The sequence below is a fragment of the Ramlibacter sp. genome, from assembly GCF_036383835.1.
Taxonomy (GTDB): Bacteria; Pseudomonadota; Gammaproteobacteria; order Burkholderiales; family Burkholderiaceae_C; genus Ramlibacter.
Window position 1 is genome coordinate 1 of record NZ_DASVNN010000012.1, and the last position, 18,925, is coordinate 18,925.

The 18,925-nt window shown below is 69.6% G+C and carries 13 protein-coding genes; 9 read left to right on the forward strand and 4 right to left on the reverse strand.

The genetic code is table 11. The features are described 5' to 3' along the window. From glgX to glgA, 4 genes are all read left to right on the forward strand, one after another. The coding region (glgX, locus tag VF522_RS01950) for a glycogen debranching protein GlgX (RefSeq protein ID WP_330906526.1) at positions 1-1,921 on the forward strand (1,921 nt) is incomplete at its 5' end. A gap of 2 nt (positions 1,922-1,923) precedes the next feature. Beyond that, on the forward strand, positions 1,924-3,744 hold the full coding sequence (treZ, locus tag VF522_RS01955) for a malto-oligosyltrehalose trehalohydrolase (protein ID WP_330906527.1): 1,821 nt from the start codon (positions 1,924-1,926) through the stop codon (positions 3,742-3,744). Then, on the forward strand, positions 3,741-8,807 hold the full coding sequence (locus tag VF522_RS01960) for a malto-oligosyltrehalose synthase (RefSeq protein ID WP_330906528.1): 5,067 nt from the start codon (positions 3,741-3,743) through the stop codon (positions 8,805-8,807). Before treZ ends, VF522_RS01960 begins: the two co-directional genes overlap by 4 nt. Beyond that, entirely contained in the window at positions 8,804-10,303 is a 1,500-nt protein-coding gene (glgA, locus tag VF522_RS01965) for a glycogen synthase GlgA (protein WP_330906529.1), read from the forward strand. The genes VF522_RS01960 and glgA overlap by 4 nt, the downstream gene beginning before the upstream one ends. Before the next feature lie 58 nt (positions 10,304-10,361). Here the strand turns inward: glgA and VF522_RS01970 are convergent, their stop codons facing one another. Continuing rightward, a complete protein-coding gene (locus tag VF522_RS01970) occupies positions 10,362-10,829 on the reverse strand; it encodes a DM13 domain-containing protein (RefSeq protein WP_330906530.1) in 468 nt (155 codons plus the stop codon). Beyond that, positions 10,826-11,740, reverse strand: coding sequence for a LysR substrate-binding domain-containing protein (locus tag VF522_RS01975; RefSeq protein ID WP_330906531.1), 915 nt, complete (start codon positions 11,738-11,740; stop codon positions 10,826-10,828). Before VF522_RS01975 ends, VF522_RS01970 begins: the two co-directional genes overlap by 4 nt. A 117-nt stretch (positions 11,741-11,857) precedes the next feature. On the opposite strand from VF522_RS01975, the gene VF522_RS01980 reads away from it, so the two are divergent. After that, positions 11,858-12,499 (forward strand): FMN-dependent NADH-azoreductase, encoded by a 642-nt coding sequence (locus VF522_RS01980; protein WP_330906532.1) that lies wholly within the window; start codon positions 11,858-11,860, stop codon positions 12,497-12,499. A 168-nt stretch (positions 12,500-12,667) separates the two neighbouring features. Here VF522_RS01980 and VF522_RS01985 read toward each other — a convergent pair whose 3' ends face one another. Beyond that, the gene (locus VF522_RS01985; RefSeq protein WP_330906533.1) at positions 12,668-13,234 is read right to left on the reverse strand and encodes an NADPH-dependent FMN reductase; all 567 of its coding nucleotides are present in this window, start codon (positions 13,232-13,234) and stop codon (positions 12,668-12,670) included. A 70-nt stretch (positions 13,235-13,304) separates the two neighbouring features. Further along, positions 13,305-14,327: a sulfate ABC transporter substrate-binding protein gene (locus tag VF522_RS01990; RefSeq protein WP_330906534.1), complete on the reverse strand. Its 1,023-nt coding sequence runs from the start codon at positions 14,325-14,327 to the stop codon at positions 13,305-13,307. A gap of 108 nt (positions 14,328-14,435) precedes the next feature. Between VF522_RS01990 and VF522_RS01995 the strand changes: the two genes are divergently transcribed. The 4 genes from VF522_RS01995 (at position 14,436) to VF522_RS02010 (ending at position 18,925) form a co-directional block, all read left to right on the forward strand. Beyond that, positions 14,436-14,708, forward strand: coding sequence for an oxidative damage protection protein (locus VF522_RS01995; protein ID WP_330906535.1), 273 nt, complete (start codon positions 14,436-14,438; stop codon positions 14,706-14,708). 4 nt (positions 14,709-14,712) lie between these two features. Further along, positions 14,713-16,548: an FAD-dependent 5-carboxymethylaminomethyl-2-thiouridine(34) oxidoreductase MnmC gene (gene mnmC, locus VF522_RS02000; protein WP_330906536.1), complete on the forward strand. Its 1,836-nt coding sequence runs from the start codon at positions 14,713-14,715 to the stop codon at positions 16,546-16,548. A gap of 170 nt (positions 16,549-16,718) precedes the next feature. After that, positions 16,719-18,548, forward strand: a complete 1,830-nt coding sequence (locus tag VF522_RS02005; RefSeq protein WP_330906623.1) for a nitrite/sulfite reductase — start codon at positions 16,719-16,721, stop codon at positions 18,546-18,548. Continuing rightward, complete coding sequence (locus VF522_RS02010; protein WP_414709423.1) at positions 18,545-18,925, forward strand: DUF934 domain-containing protein; 381 nt, start codon at positions 18,545-18,547, stop codon at positions 18,923-18,925. The genes VF522_RS02005 and VF522_RS02010 overlap by 4 nt, the downstream gene beginning before the upstream one ends.

An 18,925-nucleotide genomic window follows, 5' to 3' on the forward strand; every position in this document is an offset into this window, starting at 1 on the left:
GAGGGCCGGCGCGCGCTACGGGGTGCGCGTGCACGGGCCGTACGCGCCGCACCACGGCTGGCGCTGCAACCCCTACAAGTTGCTGCTCGATCCCTACGCGAAGGCGCTGGACCGGCCGCTGCACGGCGCGGCCTGGCAATACGGCTATCCGCTGGGCCAGGACAAGCGCGACCTGCACATGGACACGCGGGACAACGCGGCGCATGCGGCCAAGTGCGTGGTGGTCGATCCCGCTTTCGACTGGGGCGGCGACAAGGCGCCGGCCACGACCATGGAGGACAGCATCTTCTACGAGGTGCACGTGCGCGGCTTCACGAAGCAGATGCCGGACGTGCCCGAGAACCTGCGCGGCACCTTCCTCGGCCTCGCTTCCGCGCCCGCCATCGCGCACCTGAAGAAGCTGGGCGTCACGGCGGTCGAACTGCTGCCGATCCAGGCCTTCAACGACGAGCGTCGCCTGATCGACCTGGGCCTGTCCAACTACTGGGGCTACAACAGCATCGCCTTCTTCGCGCCCGACCCTCGCTATCTCGCCCGCGGCGACGCCAACGAGTTCCGCGAGATGGTGAAGGCGCTGCACGCGGCCGGCCTGGAAGTGATCCTCGACGTGGTCTACAACCACAGCTGCGAGGGCAACCACCTCGGCCCGACGCTGTGCTTCAAGGGCATCGACAACCGCAGCTACTACCGGCTGACCGAGGACCATCGCCACTACCTGGACTTCACGGGCACCGGCAACACGCTCAACGCCAGCCACCCCGCCATGCTGCGCGTGGTGATGGACAGCCTGCGCTACTGGGTGGAGGAGATGCACGTCGACGGCTTCCGCTTCGACCTCGCGCCGGCGATCGCGCGCAACAGCCATGGCGGCTTCGACCACCGAGGGCCCTTCCTGTCCGCGGTGGCGCAGGACCCCGTGCTGCGGCGCGTGAAGATGATCGCGGAGCCCTGGGACCTCGGCGACCACGGCTACCAGGTGGGCGGCTTCCCGCACGGCTGGAGCGAATGGAACGGGCAGTACCGCGACCGCGTGCGCGACTACTGGCGCGGCGTCGAAGGCAGCCTCGGCGACTTCGCGGCGGCGCTGTGCGGCTCCTCGGACATCTACGGCCCCTCGCGCCGCTCGCCGCGCGCCAGCGTCAACCTGATCACTGTCCACGACGGCTTCACGCTGCAGGACCTCGTGAGCTACAACGACAAGCACAACGAGGCCAACATGGAGGACAACCGCGACGGCGAAAGCCACAACCGCAGCTGGAACTGCGGCGCGGAAGGCCCCACCGACGACCCCGAGATCCTCGCCTTCCGCGAGCGGCAGAAGCGCAACTTCCTCACCACCCTCTTCGCCTCGCGCGGCGTGCCCCTGCTGCTGGGCGGCGACGAGATGAGCCGCACCCAGGGCGGCAACAACAACGCCTACTGCCAGGACAACGGGGTGAGCTGGTTCGACTGGAGCGAGGAGCGGCGCGAGGACCCGCTGCTCGCCTTCACCACCAACCTGGTCCGGCTGCGGCGCGAGCTGCCGGTGCTGCGCCACAACGCCTGGCTGACCGGCCAGCGCGATGGCGACGGCCGCCGCGACATCGGCTGGTACAGCGTGTGGGGCCTGGAGATGACCGAGGAAGAATGGACCAATCCGGCGGTGCGCTGCGTGGCCGCGGTGCTCGACGCCCGCTTCGCGCCTTCGCATCCCGAAGCGGGCTCCAACCGCTCGGTGCTGCTGGTGTTCAACGCCACCGGCCACGAGGCGATCTTCACGCTGCCCAGCGTGCACGCGCACGCGGGCGACTGGGCGCTGCGCATCTCCACGGCCGAAGGCCATTTCGAGGAAGGCGAGGCGCAGCGCTTCGCCCCCGAGGGCAAGCTGGAGCTGCTGCCGCACTCGATGGCGCTGCTGACGCAGGCGCCCCAGGAGTCGTAGACGTGCATTGCCACCACGAGATGCCCTTCGGCGCCCGCCTGCAGGACGGCGGCGGGGCCGTGTTCCGCCTGTGGGCGCCCGCCGCGCGGCAGGTGGAACTGGCGGTCGAAGCCGCCGGTGCTCCGCAGCTGCGTCCCGCGCAGTCCGACCGCAAGGGCTGGTGGGAATGCCGCGTGCCCGAAGCCGCTGCCGGTACCTTGTACCGCTGGAAGATCGACGGCCAGCTGCTGGTGCCCGATCCCGCCTCGCGCCACAACCCCGAAGGGCCGCACGGCCCGAGCGCGCTGGTGGACGCGCGTCGGTTCGAATGGGACTGCGGCTGGAGCGGCCGGCCCTGGAACGAGACGGTGCTCTACGAACTGCACGTGGGCACCTTCACGCCCGAAGGCACCTTCGCCGCGGCGGCCCGGCGACTGCGGGCGCTGGCGGACCTCGGCGTCACGGCCGTGGAGCTCATGCCCGTCTCCGATTTCGCCGGCGAGTTCGGCTGGGGCTACGACGGCGTGCTGCCCTATGCGCCGCACCACGCCTACGGCACGCCCGACGACCTGAAGCGCTTCGTGCAGCAGGCGCATCGCCTCGGCCTGATGGCGTTCCTCGACGTGGTCTACAACCACTTCGGCCCGGACGGCAATTACCTCAGCGCGTATGCGCCGCCCTTCTTCTCGCGGACCCACCACAGCCCCTGGGGTGCCGCGCTCAACTTCGACGGCCCGGACAGCGAGGTGGTGCGCGAGTTCTTCATCCACAACGCGCTGTACTGGATCCAGGAGTTCCGCTTCGACGGCCTGCGGCTCGACGCCATCCATGCGATCCAGGACGACAGTCCGCGCCACCTGCTGCAGGAACTGTCCGAGCGGGTGCGCACCGCCACGCCGGGCCGCCACGTGCACCTGGTGCTCGAGAACGAGGACAACGGCCATGGACTGCTCGCGCCCGCACCCGTGCACGGCCTCTACGACGGCCAGTGGAACGACGACTTCCACCACGTCGTGCACGTCGTCCTGACCGGCGAGACGCAGCGCTACTACCACGACTACGGGGCCGATCCGCTGGACCTGCTGGCGCGCTGCTTCACGCACGGCATGCTGTTCGAAGGCTCGAAGCGCAAGGAAGGCGGCGCGCGCATGTCCGTCCAGGCGGCGCCGCCCCAGCCGCTGACCACGCTGGTGAACTTCGCGCACAACCACGACCAGGCCGGCAACCGCGCGCATGGCGAGCGCCTGTCGCAACTGGTTCCCGGGGACGCGGCGGCACTGCCCACCCTGCTCGCGCTGCTCACGCCCGCCATCCCCATGCTGTTCTTCGGCGAGGAATGGGGCGCACGGGAGCCATTCCTCTACTTCGCCGACTGGGAAGGCGAACTGCGGGAGGCCGTCCGCGCCGGTCGCAAGCGCGAATTCGGCCATGGGGATGCGCACGACCTGCCCGATCCCTGCAGCCGCGAGACCTTCGCGATGAGCCGGCCCGATCCGGCTCGCGCGCAGGACGACGCAGGTCGCGAACGGCTGCAGCAGGTGCGTGACGCGCTGCGCGCGCGCCGCCAGTGGATCACGCCGCGGCAGCACATGCTGCTGGCCGGCCAGCACACCGCGCAACGCATCGGCGAACGCGGCTTCGCGGTGCAATGGCGCTATGACGACGGCAAGATGCTCGGCCTGGAACTGAACCTCGGCGACCGGCCGCTGCAGGTGGAGGCGCTGCACCTGGGCCCGGTCGAGGCACAGGCGGTCTACAGCCACCGCTGGCCCGCGGACACCGCGCGCGGTACCTGGCCAGCGTACGCCGCGCGCTGGACGCTCGGCGACGAGATCACGCAATGAACGAAGTACTGGAGGCCGGCGCGCCATCGCTTGCCGAACAGGCGCAGCGCCTGGGCGTGGCCGACCGCTATCACGGCTTCTGGGGCAAGGAAGAGACCGTGCCGCCAGCCGTGCTGCAGCGCGCGGTGGCTTCGATGATCGGCGACGGCCGCCAGGTCCCGCCGCAGCATCTCGGCCTGCCGCGGGTGCACGTGGCGCGTGAAGGCGAAGCGGCGGAGCTGCGCTGGACGGACCATGGCAGCGCGCCCGCGCGCTGGAAACTGGTTGCGGAAGACAACGGCCTCGAGGTGGCCACCGGCGAATTGCAGCGCAGCTACGAGCAGGCGGCGATCGCCCTGCCGCAGCCGCTCGCCATCGGCTACTACCGCCTCACGCTGGAAGGGGCGCCGCCGCACGAGTCCTGCCGCGTGGCCGTCACGCCGCGGCACTGCTACGTCGCACCCGGCCTGCAGCAGGGCGAACGCTGGTGGGGCTGCACCATCCAGCTGTACGCCCTGCGCTCCGCGCGCAACTGGGGCATCGGCGACTTCGGCGACCTGCGGCGGCTGTGCGATGCCGCTGCGCACCAGGGCGCGTCGTTCATCGGCCTGAGCCCGCTGCACGCCCTGTTCCCGCACGACGCGGCCGCGGCGAGTCCCTACAGCCCTTCGAGCCGCAAGGCACTCAACCCGATCTACCTCGATGTGCAGACACTGGTCGACCTGAGCGGCTGCGAGGAGGCGACGCAGCGCTTGCAATCGGAGCAATTCCAGGACCGGCTGCAGGCCCTGCGCGAAGCGGAGATGGTCGACTACGAGGGCGTCGCGGCCGCCAAGGAGGAAGTGCTGCGCCTGCTGTGGCGCCACTTCGAGCAGCACGAGCTGGACAAGGACCGCTCGCGCGGCGCGCACTTCATGGCCTTCATGCGCGAGCGCGAACACGCGCTCGGGCGCCATGCGCTGTTCGAGGCGTTGCAGGAGCGGCTCCACGCCGACGACCCGAACGTCTGGGGTTGGCCGGCCTGGCCACAGGAATACAAGGACCCCGAAGGTCTGGCGGTGCAGGCCTTCCGCAAGCAGCAGGGCTCCGCCATCCGCTACCGCTTCTGGCTGCAGTGGCTGGCCGAAGTGCAGCTGGAATCCTGCCAGCGCTATGCGCGCACGCGCGGCATGGGCATCGGCCTGTACTGCGACCTCGCGGTCGGCGTCAACGGCGGCGGCGCCGAGACCTGGATGGAGCACGAGGTGTTCGCGCTGGGCATGCACGCCGGCGCACCGCCGGATCCGCTGGCGCCCACCGGCCAGGACTGGGGCCTGCCGCCCTGGAGCCCGCAGCGGCTGCGCGAAGCACGCTACCAGCCCTTCATCGACACCCTCCGCGCCAACATGCGCCATTGCGGGGCCCTGCGGCTGGACCACGTGATGGCGCTGATGCGCCTGTTCTGGACGGGGCCCGACGGCGGCACCTACGTCGAATACCCGCTGCAGGACCTGATGGGCCTGCTGGCGCTGGAAAGCCAGCGCCACCAGTGCATGGTGATCGGCGAGGACCTGGGCAACGTGGCGCCGCGCATGCGCGAGGCGATGCGCGAAGGCAGCCTGCTGTCGTACAAGCCGCTGCTGTTCGAACGCGAGGAGGACGGCGGTTTCCGCCGGCCCGGGCAATGGCAGTCGAAGGCGCTGGCGGTGGTCAGCACGCACGACCTGCCGACGCTGCGCGGCTTCTGGCTGGGCGAGGACATCGAGCTCTCGTCGAAACTGGGGCTCTATCCCGACGCAAGCTCGCACGAGCAGCAGGTGCTCTCGCGGGCCCAGGACCGCGCGCGGCTGCTGCTCGCCCTGCAGCACGAGGACCTGCTGCCCGAAGGGACCTCGGTGCAGCCGACGTCCCTCCCCGACGCCACGCAGCCCTTCGTCGATGCGGTGTACGCCTTCCTGGCCCGCACGCCCTGCTGGCTGGTGGGCGTGCAGCTGGAGGACGTCACCGGACAGCTGCTGCAGGTGAACGTGCCCGGCACGACGGAGGACCGTTTCCCGAACTGGCGGCGCAAGCTGTCGGTGACGGTGGAAGCCCTCGGCAGCGACGCCCGCTGGGCTTCGCTCGCCGCGGTGCTGCGCGCCGAGCGCAGCGGCCCCAAGCCGCTAGCCAACGCTCCGCTGGAGCTGCCGCCGCTGGACACCGCCAGCGTCCCGTGCGGCACCTACCGCATCCAGTTCCACGAGGGCTGCACCTTCGACCGGATCACGCAGGCGGTGCCCTACCTGCGGGCCCTGGGTATCAGCCACCTGTACAGCTCGCCCTACCTGCGCGCGCGCCCGGGCAGCACGCACGGCTACGACATCGTCGACCACGGCGAGCTGAACCCGGAGGTCGGCGACGAAGCGGCGCACAAGCGCATGTGCCACGCGCTGCGCCGCTGCGGCATGGGGCAGATCCTGGACATCGTGCCCAACCACATGGGCGTGCTGGAGGCCGACAACGCCTGGTGGCTGGACGTGCTGGAGCACGGCCGCGCATCCAGCCACGCCGAGACCTTCGACATCGAATGGAACCCGGCGCAGCCGGAGATGGCGGGCCGCGTGCTGCTGCCGGTGCTGGGCGACCACTTCGGCAGGATCCTGGAAGCCGGCGAGATCCAGTTGACCTTCGACGAGGGCGCCGGCGAGTTCGGCCTGCGCTACTGGGGCCATCGCTTTCCCATCGATCCGCGCAGCTATCCCGAGATCCTCTCGGCCCTGCCCGCGCCGCCGGCGCGCGACGACAGCGAGGGCGACAGCCATGCCGTCGTCTCGGCCCTGCTCGACGCCCTGGGCCGCCTGCCCTCGCGCGACGACCCCGATGCGGAGGCGCGGCGCAGCCGCGTGCGCGATGCCTCCGTGTTCAAGCGGCAGCTCGCCCGGCTGGCGCCGCGGCACGAATGGCTGGCGCGCTGGATCGAGGCCTGCGTCCAGCGCCTCAACGGCCAGGCCGGCGATCCGGCGAGCTTCGATGCGCTGGAGCGGCTGATCTCCAGCCAGGCCTACCGGCTGGCCGACTGGCGCGTGGCGAGCGACGACGTCAACTACCGCCGCTTCTTCGACGTCAACACGCTGGCGGCGCTGCGCATGGAGCGCCGCGAGGTGTTCGAGGCCACGCACCGCAAGGTGCTGCACTGGCTGCAGGAGGGCATGCTCAGCGGCCTGCGCATCGACCATCCCGACGGCCTCAGCGACCCGCGCTCCTATTTCGAGCAACTGCAGCAGCGCCATGCGGCGCAGGCCGAAGTCGGCGGCCACCGGCCGCGCGCGCTGTACCTCGTCGTCGAGAAGATCCAGGCGGAGCACGAATCCCTGCCCGAAGACTGGCCGGTGCACGGCGACACGGGCTACCGCTTCGGCAGCCTGGTCAACGGCCTGTTCGTCGAGTCGCGCAACGAGAACGCGATGCTGTCGGCGTATCACGCGTTCACCGATGCGCCGACCGACTTCGACGCGATCGTCTACGAGTGCAAGAAGCTGATCATCGAGACCTCGCTGTATTCGGAGCTGAACTGGCTCGCGCACACGCTGCATCGCCTCACGCGCCGCAATCGCCGGCGCTGCGACTTCACCCGCAACCGCCTGCGCGCGGCGCTGGCGGAGGTGGCCGCGGCCTTCCCCGTCTACCGCACCTACCTGCGCGCGCACGAACCGGCGAGCGCGATGGACCGCCGCCACCTCGACTGGGCGATCGCCGCGGCGGAGCGGCGCCTGGGCAAGTCCGAAGCCACGGTGCTGGAGTACCTGCGCGAAGTGCTGCTCGGCGAGGGCGAGGCGCAGAACATGCCGCCGGAGGACCGCGAACGCTTCCTCGCGCGCTGGCAGCAGTTCACCGCGCCCGTGACCGCCAAGGCGGTGGAGGACACCGCCTTCTATCGCTATCTGCCGCTGCTGTCGTTGAACGAAGTGGGATCGGAGGCGCGCAGCTTCGGCATGTCCGTGGCCGCCTTCCACTTCGCCAATGCGACGCGGCAGCGGCACCGGCCGCACTGCCTGCTCGGGACCTCCACGCACGACAGCAAGCGAGGCGAGGACCTGCGGGCGCGCATCGACGTGCTGTCCGAGATTCCGTCGCAATGGGAGGACTGCCTCCTGCGCCTGTCCGGCTGGGCGCAGCTGTACCTGACCCGCAAGCCCAAGGAGACCTGGCCCAGCCACAACGACATCTGGCTGCTGTTCCAGACGCTCCTGGGCCTGTGGCCCGCGCAGGCGCCCGGCGAAGCCGCCCGCGAGGACCTGCGCCGGCGCGTGCAGGCCTACATGCGCAAGGCGATTCGCGAGGCCAAGCTGGCCACGAGCTGGGTGTGCCCCGAGGCCGATTACGAGGACGCGGTGGAGAAGTACGTGGACGGCGTGCTGCGCTCCGGACCCAGCCCGTTCGCGGACGAACTGCAGAAGCTCACGGCGCGCATCGCGCCCTTCGGCTTCCGCAACAGCCTGGCGCAGCTGGCACTCAAGTTCACCGCGCCGGGCGTGCCCGACGTGTACCAGGGCTGCGAGCTGTGGAACTTCAGCCTGGTCGATCCGGACAACCGCCGTCCGGTGGACTTCGCTGCCCTCGCCCACGGCCTGGAAGGACTGGAGGCCTTGTACCGCCAGCGCTGGCCTTCGACCGGCGACTGGCAGGCACTGCATCGCGACGCGGCGGACGGCCGCATCAAGCAACTGGTCACCTGGCGGCTGCTGAAACTGCGGCGCGAGCGCAGCAACCTGTTCCACAACGCCGGCTACCTGCCGCTGACGGTGGAAGGCGAAGCGGCGGAACACGCGCTGGCGTACGCGCGCATCCACGAACGCGACGCGGTGCTGGTGGTGGTGGCCCGGCTCACCTCCACGCTGTGCGGCGGCGACGACGCGGCCTGGTCGCCGCGCCTGTGGCAGGGCACGCGGGTGCTGATGGGCGAAGAGAGCGCGCTGCGGCGCTTCCGCCGCTGGCACAACTGGTTGACCGGGGAAGAAACCCCGCTTTCCGGCGAGGAAGACGCAAGCATGGACCTGCAGGGATTGTTCGGCGCGGCGGGCGGACTGCCCTTCGCCGTGCTGGTGGCGGAAGCGGAGGCGGCATGAACATCCTGTTCGCCACGCCCGAATGCGCGCCCTACGTGAAGACCGGCGGCCTCGGCGACGTGAGCGCGGCGCTGCCCGCCACGCTGGCGAGCCTCGGGCACGACGTGCACATCCTGATCCCCGCGTACCGGGGGATGAAGGTCAGCGGGGAAATCGGCGACGGCGTGGACCTGCCGGCCTACGGTCCCTGGCCGGTCGCGCAACTCGTGCCGGTGAAGATCGACAACGGCGTGACGCTGCTGCTGCTCACCTGCCCCGGCCTGTACCAGCGGCCCGGCGGCCCATATGTGGATGCGAGCGGCCGCGACTACCACGACAACGCGATGCGCTTCGGCATGCTGTCGCGCGTGGCGGCGCTGCTCGGCACCGTGCATTCGCCGCTGCGCGGCTGGATCGCGGACGTCGTGCATGCCAACGACTGGCCCTGCGGCATGGCGCCGCTGTACCTGGCGCAGCACCGACTGATCGCGCCGGCCGACAAGACGGCCGCCAGCGTCCTCACGATCCACAACCTCGCCTTCCAGGGCGTGTTCCCCATGGGCAGCGCCGACCTGCTCGGGGTCCCGATGCAATGGCGTGGCATGGACGGCGTGGAGTTCTGGGGCCAGCTGTCGATGCTGAAGGCGGGCATCCAGTTCGCCGATGCGATCACGACCGTGAGCCCGAGCTATGCGCGCGAGATCCAGACGCCGGCGCACGGTGTCGGCTTCGACGGCATCCTGCGCGCGCGCTCGGCCCATCTGCGAGGCATCCTCAACGGCATCGACGCGAAGCAATGGGACCCGGCGCAGGATCCGCTGCTGCCGCACCACTTCAGCCGCGACAGCCTGCAGGGCAAGGCGCAGTGCAAGGAGGCGCTGCAGGCACGCGTGGGCCTGCCGGTCGACGGGGCGGCGATGGTGCTCGCAATGGTGAGCCGGCTCACGCCGCAGAAGGGCGTGGACCTGGTGCTGGGCGCGCTGCCGCGGATCCTGGCGTCCGGTGCCCAGCTCGTCGTGCTGGGCAACGGCGAACCGGCCCTGCAGAAGGCCCTGCGCGAGGCGGCGCAGAAGCATCCGAAGCAGGTGTCGGTGACGCTTGGTTTCGACGAAGCGCTGGCCCACCTGATCGAGGCGGGCGCCGATGCCTTCCTCATGCCTTCGCGCTTCGAGCCCTGCGGCCTGAACCAGATGTACAGCCAGGCCTACGGCACGCCGCCGATCGTGGCGCCCGTGGGCGGCCTGCTCGACTCGGTCACCGACGCCAGCGCGGACCCGCAGCACGGCACCGGATTCGTGATGACGGGCTGCGACGCCGCCGGCCTCGACGACGCGCTGGGCCGCGCCTTCCGGCTGTGGCGCGAGCCGCAGAAGTGGCGCCGCCTGCAGGCCAACGGCATGGCGCGCCATTTCGGCTGGGAAGACAGCGCGGTGCAATACATCGAGGTGTACCAACGGGCCGCGATGGAAGCCGCCGGGGATGCCCCGGCACGCGTCGGGTCGTCGAGGACCCTGTAATTCCCGGTGGGCAAGCGAAGCTTGCCCACCCTACGAGGGACTCGTCGACGACGGGATCTCAGCGGTACTTCGCCGCGGTGATGAAGCGCGAGAAGGATTCGCACCAGACCAGCACCGTGTCGTACTTCTCCAGCGGGGTGCCCGCGGGCAGCGGCACGATGAAGTTGTCGAAGGTGCGGATGTCGCCGACGGCGAGCGACTGCGCCTTCAGCTGCCTGAACTCGTCTTCCGTCTCGACGAAGCGAGGCACCAGATAGAGCTTGTACGCGGGTCCGGGCGCGAGCCGGCCCTCGAATGCGACGGCGGCCGGCGAGAGCGTGAGCTTCCCCTCGCCCCAATGGAAGGCATCGCTGCCCTTCAGCTCGCGCCGGAAGGTGGCGCCGAACATGCGCGCCTGCGCGGCCTGCTGCACTTCCGCCGCCGTCGGCGCGGGCGGCGCGGAGAGGATGGGCAGCAGGTAGATGCCCAGGCCGAAGCCCACGACGAGGACGACCAGGTGCGACAGCGCCAGCAGGACGATCTTCATGCGGCCTCCACGATGCGTTCGCCGACGATGTTCTCCCCGAGGAAGTCGAGGAAGCGGCGCACCGCCGGCACCATGCCGCGCCGCGACGGGAACACCGCCAGCACCAGGCCCACGCGCGGCGCCCAACCGGGCAGCACCGGGACCAGTTCGCGCCGGCGCAGTTCCTCGACGCACATGTAGTCGGGCAGCACGCACATGCCGGCGCCCTGCACCACCGCGAACTTCAGCGTGAGCAGGTCGTCGGCGGTGTAGACCGGACGATGCTGCAGCTCGAACTCCGCGTCGTGCGGGCCGAGGAAATGCCAGCTGGCGCGGCCGTCCGCGGCGCTCATGGCGACCGTCGGCAGGTTGCGCAGTTCCTCCGGACCGTGCGGCTGGCCGAAGCGTTGCAGCAATTGCGGGCTCGCGACCAGCATGCCTTGCGTGTGCCCCAGGTTCTTGATCACCAGCGTGCCGCTGTCGTCGAGAACGGAGCGTACGCGCAGCGCGACGTCGACGCCCTCCTGCACCAGGTCGATCACGCGGTTGGTCACCAGCATGTCGATGCGCACCTGCGGATGGGCCGCGAGGAAGCGCGGCAGCACCGGGCCGATCGTCGACTGCGCCAGCGTCACGGGACAGCTCACGCGCACGGTGCCGCGCGGCTCGGTCTGCACATGGGCCACCGCCTCGTCGGCGGCTTCCGCCTGTTCGCGCATCGCCACGCAATGGCGGTGGTAGATCTCGCCGGCCTGCGTCAGCGAGAGCTTGCGGGTGGTCCGCTGCAGCAGGCGTACGCCCAGCCGCGCCTCGAGCTCGGAAATGCGCCGCGACAGCTTGGATTTGGGCACGTTGAGGGCCCGCCCCGCGGCCGCGAAACCGCCGCGGTCGACGACCTCGGCGAAGAAGAGCATGTCGTTCAGGTCCTGCATGATCGTTCCATGGGCAGGACAATCTAATGCAATTTCGCCGTCTTATCAAATCATCGATCCAACTCCATACTTTATTCCGTGGGGGCGATCGGCCCCGGAAACTCAGGAGAAGACACCTTGAAACTGCTGCACATCGATTCCAGCCCGCTCGCCGGCAACTCCGTTTCCCGTGAGCTGACCCGCCGCACCGTCGCGCAACTGCAGGCCACCCGCCCCGGCACGACGGTGGAGTACCTGGACCTGGCGGTCGACGCCCCGACGCACCTGAACCTCGACTCGCTGGGCTTCCGGCTGGGCGCCGATGCCGAAGGCCTGACCGAAGTCCAGCGCCGCGAGAACATCGTGTCCGAGCAACTGGTGAGCCAGTTCCTCGCAGCCGATGTCGTGGTCGTGGGCGCGCCCATGTACAACTTCAGCGTCCCCAGCCAGCTGAAGGCCTGGATCGACCGCGTCGCGCAGGCCGGCCGTACCTTCAAGTACACCGAGAAGGGCCCCGTCGGCCTGGCCGCCGGCAAGACGGTGATCGTCGTGTCCACCCGCGGCGGCGCCTACGGCGACGAGTCGGCAGCGGACCACCAGGAGAGCTACCTGAAGACCGTGTTCGGCTTCTTCGGCGTGACCGACATCCGCTTCGTGCGCGCCGAAGGCGTGGCGATGGGCGATGCCTTCAAGGCCAAGGCCATCGAGGCCGCGGACGTCGCGATCCAGGCGCATGCCGGGGAAGCGGCGAACGAGGGCAAGGCGGCGATCCGCGCCTGACCGTCATCCCGCGCACAAGCGCGTCATCCCCGCGCGCAGGCGCGTCATCCCCGCGCAGGCGGGGATCCAGAGCATGGAACAAAGCGGCCCGATGGGCCGCTTTTTCTTTGGGACGCCCTGGATCCCCGCCTGCGCGGGGATGACGGGGTTTTGCGCGAGGGATGAGCCTTATTTGTTCGCGACCTTGTCCGCGTGGTGCTTCACCCACTCCGCGAACCTCTCGAGGAACTTCTGCAGGAACTGCTTCGTGCTGTCGTCCGCGATGTCGCCGCCGGGCGTGAAGAACCCCGTCTTGTGCTGCACGAACATCTCCGGCTGGCCCAGCGTCGGCATGTCGAGGTAGGCGAGGATGTTGCGCAGGTGCTGCTGCGCCATCGCGGTGCCGATCGCGCCGACCGAGATGCCGATCGTGGCCGCCGGCTTGCCGGCCCAGGCGCTCTGGCCGTAGGGCCGCGAGGCGTTGTCGATCGCGTTCTTCAGCACGCCGGGGATCGAGCGGTTGTATTCGGGGGTCACGAACAGAACGCCCTGCGACTGCGAAAGCTCCGTCTTCAGGCGCTTGACCTGTTCGGACTGGTTGCCGTCGTCGTCCTGGTTGTACAGCGGCAGGTCGTCGATGCGCACGGTCACGAATTCCAGCGGCTGCGGCGCCAGCTTCGTGAGCGCCGCGGCGAGCTGCCTGTTGAACGATTCGCGGCGCAGGCTGCCCACCACGACGGCGATGCGATAGGTCATCTTGTTCTCCTTTTGGGGACAGCGACCATTGTTCGCCCGCGCCGCGCGTCGCGGTGTCAGCCGCCCTCCCTTACTTGCGGGTATAGATCTGGTCGAAGTTGCCGCCGTCGGCGAAGTGGACCTTGGAGGCCTGGTCCCAGCCGCCGAACGCCTGGTCGATGGTGAACAGGTTCAGCTTCGGGAACTGCTTCGCGTACTTGGCCTGGGCCTTCTGCGACGCGGCCGGACGGTAGAAGTGCTTGCCGATGATGTCCTGCCCCTCTTCGGTGTAGAGGTACTTCAGGTATTCCTCGGCGATGGCGCGCGTGCCCTTCTTGTCCACCACCTTGTCGACCACCGTCACCGCGGGTTCGGCCAGGATGCTCACCGAGGGCACGACCACGTCGAACTTGGTGCCGAACTCCTTTTCCAGCAGGTAGGCCTCGTTCTCCCAGGCGATCAGCACGTCGCCCTGGTTGCGCTGGGCGAAGGTGATGGTCGAGCCGCGCGCGCCGGTGTCCAGCACAGGCACGTTGTTGTACAGCTTGCCCACGAACTCCTTGGCCCTGGCCTCGCCGCCGTACTTGCGCTTGGCGAATTCCCAGGCCGCCAGGTAGTTCCAGCGCGCGCCGCCCGAAGTCTTCGGGTTCGGCGTGATCACGCTGACGCCCGGCTTGGCCAGGTCGTCCCAGTCCTTGATGCCCTTGGGATTGCCCGCGCGCACCACCAGCACGATGGTGGAGGTGTACGGGGACGCGTTGTGCGGCAGGCGCTTCTGCCAGTCGGGCTTCACCCAGCCGCCGTTCTTCACGAGGGCGTCGGTGTCGCCGGCCAGCGCCAGCGTGGCCACGTCGGCGTCCAGGCCGTCGATGATGGAACGGGCCTGCTTGCCCGAGCCGCCGTGCGACTGCTTCACCTGGATGTCCTGGCCGGTCTTCGCCTTCCAGTACTTGGCGAAGGCCGCATTGAAGTCCACGTAGAACTCGCGCGTCGGGTCGTAGGAGACGTTGAGCAGCTGCAGCGGCTGGGCGATCGAGGGCAGGCCCGTCAGGCCCAGGACGCCAGCGGCGGCGAGCGCCAGGGGAATCTTGATAAAGTCGCGGCGAAGGCTCATGGAATGCACCTTGTTGTTGGATGAGGCGCATTCTGGAGAGCAAGTCACATAACTGGAACGACAGAGTTTTCAGTTCCATATTCCCATAAGCTAATCCAGGAGGCGTGAATGGCACGCACGGTGAACTGCATCAAGCTCGGTCGCGAGGCCGAAGGCCTCGATTTCCCGCCCTATCCCGGCGAACTCGGCAAACGCATCTACGAGAGCGTCAGCAAGGAAGCCTGGCAGCAATGGCTGAAGCAGCAGACCATGCTGGTGAACGAGAACCGGCTCAACCTCGCGGACCAGCGGGCCCGCGAGTACCTCAAGCGCCAGATGGAAAGCCACTTTTTCGGCAGTGGCGCGGACACCGCGGCGGGCTACGTTCCGCCCACGCAGTAAGGCCATGGCCGAACCCGTCGTCCGTGACGACGACGGCACGGCGCGCAGCACGCGCTTCGACGACATCCACCGCTCCGGTGGCCTGAAGCAGGCACGGCACGTCTTCCTGCAAGGCTGCGGCCTGCCCGCGGCCTGGGCGGGGCGCCCGCAGTGGCGCATCCTCGAGACGGGCTTCGGCCTCGGGCTCAACTTCCTCGCGGCCTGGCAGGCCTGGCGCAGCGACCCGGCGCGGCCGCGGCTGCTGCATGTCGCTTCGATCGAAGCCTGGCCGGTCAGCGCGGACGACTTGCTGCGGGCGGTGGCCTTCGAGCCCGAACTGCAGCCGCTCGCACGGGAGCTCGCCTCGCGCTGGCAGGGCCTCGTGCCGGGCTTCCATCGCTTCTCGTTCGACGAAGGCCGCGTGCTGCTCACGCTGTGCGTGGGCGACGTCGCGCCCATCCTGCGCGAGCTGGACTTCCGCGCGGATTCGGTGTTCCTCGGCGGCTTCGACCCCGAGGTCCATCCGGAAATGTGGAGCCTGGGCACGCTCAAGGGCGTCACGCGCCTGAGCCGCCGCGGCGCGAGCCTCGCCACCTGGACCATCGCGGGCCACGTGCGGCGCGACCTGCAGACCTGCGGCTGGCAACTGGAGCAATGCCCCGGCCTGCCGCCCGAGCGCGACTGCCTGAAGGGACGCTACGAGCCCGCGTGGGACGTGAAGGGCTTGCCGCAGCAGGACGAGCGCACGCCCGGCGAATGCATCGTGATCGGCGCGGGCCTCGCCGGCGCCGGCGTGGCGGCGAGCCTGGCACGCCGCGGCTGGTCGGTGCGCGTGCTCGATGCCGCGCCCGCGCCCGCCGGCGGCGCTTCGTCGCTGCCGGCCGGCCTGCTCGCGCCGCACCAGTCGCCCGACGACAACCTGCTGTCGCGCCTCTCGCGCGCCGGCGTGCGCATCACCTTGCAGGAAGCGCGGCAGCGGCTCGCGGCCGGCCTCGAATGGGAAGCGACCGGCGTGCTCGAATGGCGCGGCGACGATCACCGGCCGCTTCCCCCGCTCGGTGAGGCGCTGCTGCCCTGGACGCGCGAAGCGACCGGCGCGCAGAAAGCAGCGGCCGGCCTCGCGCCCGCGCAGGCCGCCTGGTGGCACGAGAACGCGGCCTGGATCGAGCCGGCGGCGCTGGTCCGCTCCTGGCTGCGCACGCCCGGCGTGCGCTTCGTGGGCGGCCAGCGGATCGAACGCGTCGTGCGGGAGGACACGCATTGGGTCGTCCGGGGGCCGGAGGGCATCGAGCTCGCCCGCGCACCGCTCGTGGTCGTCGCCGCGGCCCTGGGTAGCCAGGCGCTGCTGGAAGGCCGGGTGCAGCTGCATCCCGTCCGGGGCCAGGTGAGCTGGGCGCCGCACGATGCCGACGCGGCGTCGCTGCCCCCCTTCCCCGTCAACGGCCACGGCCACTTCCTGCCGCGTGTTCCGCTGGTGGAGCGCAACGCCTGGATCACCGGCTCGACCTACGGCCGCGGCGATGCGGACCCGGGCCTGCGCAGCGAGGACGTCGCGGCCAACCTGCAGCGGGTGCGCGAGGTCATGCCCCGGGCCGCCGAAGTCGTGCAGTCCGCGACGGCGCGCGGCGAACTGCGCAGCTGGAGCGGCGTGCGCTGCGCTTCGTCCGACCGTAGGCCCCTGGCCGGCGAACTGGAGCCTGGCTTGTGGCTCAGCACGGCCATGGGATCGCGCGGCCTGACCTTCGCGGCCTTGTGCGGCGAACTCATCGCTGCCCGCCTGCATGGCGAACCCCTGCCGCTGGAAGCACGGCTTGCCAAGGCACTCGACGCGGCCCGGCTGTCGCCAGCATCGCGCGGCTGAGCCCGATCGGCCTTATCCGGACCTGCCCGGCTCCGGGCCCCGGAACCCGCGCCAGCACTCGTGCATATGCTTATCCGCATAAGAGTCGAATAAAAAAATAGTTCGGGCTCATAAGGGGGATCGCTACAGTCTCGGCTCCGGCTCCTGGAGGGGCCGCCTTGACCGAGGCCATGTACCAATACACAGAATTCGACCGCCAGTTCGTGCGCGCGCGCGCAGCCCAGTTCCGTGACCAGCTCGAGCGCTGGCAGGCCGGCACGCTCGGCGACGACGAGCTGCGGCCCCTGCGCCTGCAAAACGGCTGGTATATCCAGCGCTACGCCCCCATGGCGCGGATCTCCGTGCCCTATGGCGAGCTGTCGACCGTGCAGCTGCGCGCCCTGGGCCAGGTCGCGCGCGAGTTCGACCAGCCCGATGCGGAGCTGCTGAAGGAAGCGCAGGAAAAGCAGCTGGCGCTCGGCCCGGTGCCCATCCCCGGCACCGACCGCCAGGTGGTGACGAACCTGAAGTACGGCTACGGCCACTTCACGACCCGCACCAACGTGCAGTTCAACTGGATCCCGATCACCAAGGCCGCCGACGTGATGGAGCTGCTGGCCGGCGTGAGCATGCACGGCATCCAGACCAGCGGCAACGCGATCCGCAACATCACCACCGACGAACTCGCCGGCATCGCCGTCGACGAGATCGCCGATCCGCGCCCCTTCGCCGAGATCCTGCGCCAGTGGGGCGCGCTGCATCCGGAATTCGCCTTCCTGCCCCGCAAGTTCAAGATCGCCCTCAACGGCGCGAAGGAAGACCGCGCGGCCACCGGCTGGTACGACATCAGCCTGCAGCTGCTGAAGAACGAGGCCGGCGAGCTGGGCTTCAAGGTGCTGGTGGGCGGCGGCATGGGCCGCACCCCCATCATCGGCACCGTGGTGCGCGAGTTCCTCGAGTGGAAGCACGTCCTGAACTACCTGGAAGCGTGCATCCGCGTCTACAACCGCTACGGCCGCCGCGACAACGTCTGGAAGGCGCGCATCAAGATCCTGGTGAAGGCCGAAGGCCAGCGCTACATCGACCAGGTCGAAGAGGAATTCCGCCAGATCGTCGAGGTCGACGGTGCCCAGCACACGCTGACGCAAGCCGAACTGGATCGCGTGACCGCGCATTTCGTGGCGCCGGTGCTCAAGCCGCGCCAGCGTGACGCCGCCGACGCGCGCGTGCACGAGATCATCCGCGCCGACGCCGAAGCCGACCCGCAGTACGACCGCTGGCTGCAGCGCAACGTGTTCCCGCACCGCAATCCCGAGCTGCGCGCCGTGAAGCTGTCGTTCAAGCGCCTGGGCCAGAACCCCGGCGACTGCACGGCGGACCAGTTCGACGCCTGCGCCGACCTCGCCGAGCGCTTCTCCGCCGGCGAAGCGCGCGTCACGCACGACCAGAACCTGCTGCTGCCCTGGGTGCACCAGGACGACCTGCCGGAGCTGTATGCCGCTGCCCGCAAGCTGGGCCTCGCCCGCGCCAACATCGGCCTGATCACCGACATGATCGCCTGCCCCGGCGGCGACTACTGCTCGCTCGCCAACGCGCGCTCGCTGCCGATCGCCGAAGCGATCACCGAGCGCTTCCAGGACCTCGACGAGGAATGGGACATCGGCGAGATCGACCTGAATTTCTCGGGCTGCATCAACTCCTGCGGCCACCACCACGCCGGCCACATCGGCATCCTCGGCGTCGACAAGGACGGCAAGGAGTGGTACCAGATCACGCTGGGCGGCTCCGACGGCTCGAACCTTTCCGGCCCCGCGGGTCCCGGCAAGATCATCGGCCCCTCCTTCGCCAAGGAAGAAGTGCCGGCCGTGATCGAGGCCATCGTCGACACCTACCGCCAGCTGCGCCAGCCCGCGGCCGACGGCAAGTACGAAACGTTCATCACCACGCTGCGCCGCGTCGGCCAGGACCCGTTCAAGGTCGCCGCCAACGCCTGCCGCATCGCGGAAAAGGAAACCGCATGATCCCGCTGCAACTGATCGCCGCCGGCAGCACGGCCGAAGAGAACGTGAAGGTCGTGACGCTCGCCAACGACGCCGACCCGATGGAACTGTCCCTCGAAGGCGTGGACCGCATCGAGCTGGACTTTCCCAAGTTCACCGACGGCCGTGCCTTCAGCCAGGCCTACCTGCTGCGCCGCCGCCGCAAGTTCGCGGGCGACATCCGCGCCACCGGCGACGTGCTGATCGACCAGCTGGTGCAGATGTACCGCACGGGCTTCTCCAGCGCGGTGCTCAAGGAAGGCAAGGACCCGGTCGAGGCCGAGCGCCAGTTCGCCCGCTACGCGGAGTTCTACCAGGCGGATGCGCGCGAGGCGCAGCCGCACTTCGCCCGGGTCTGA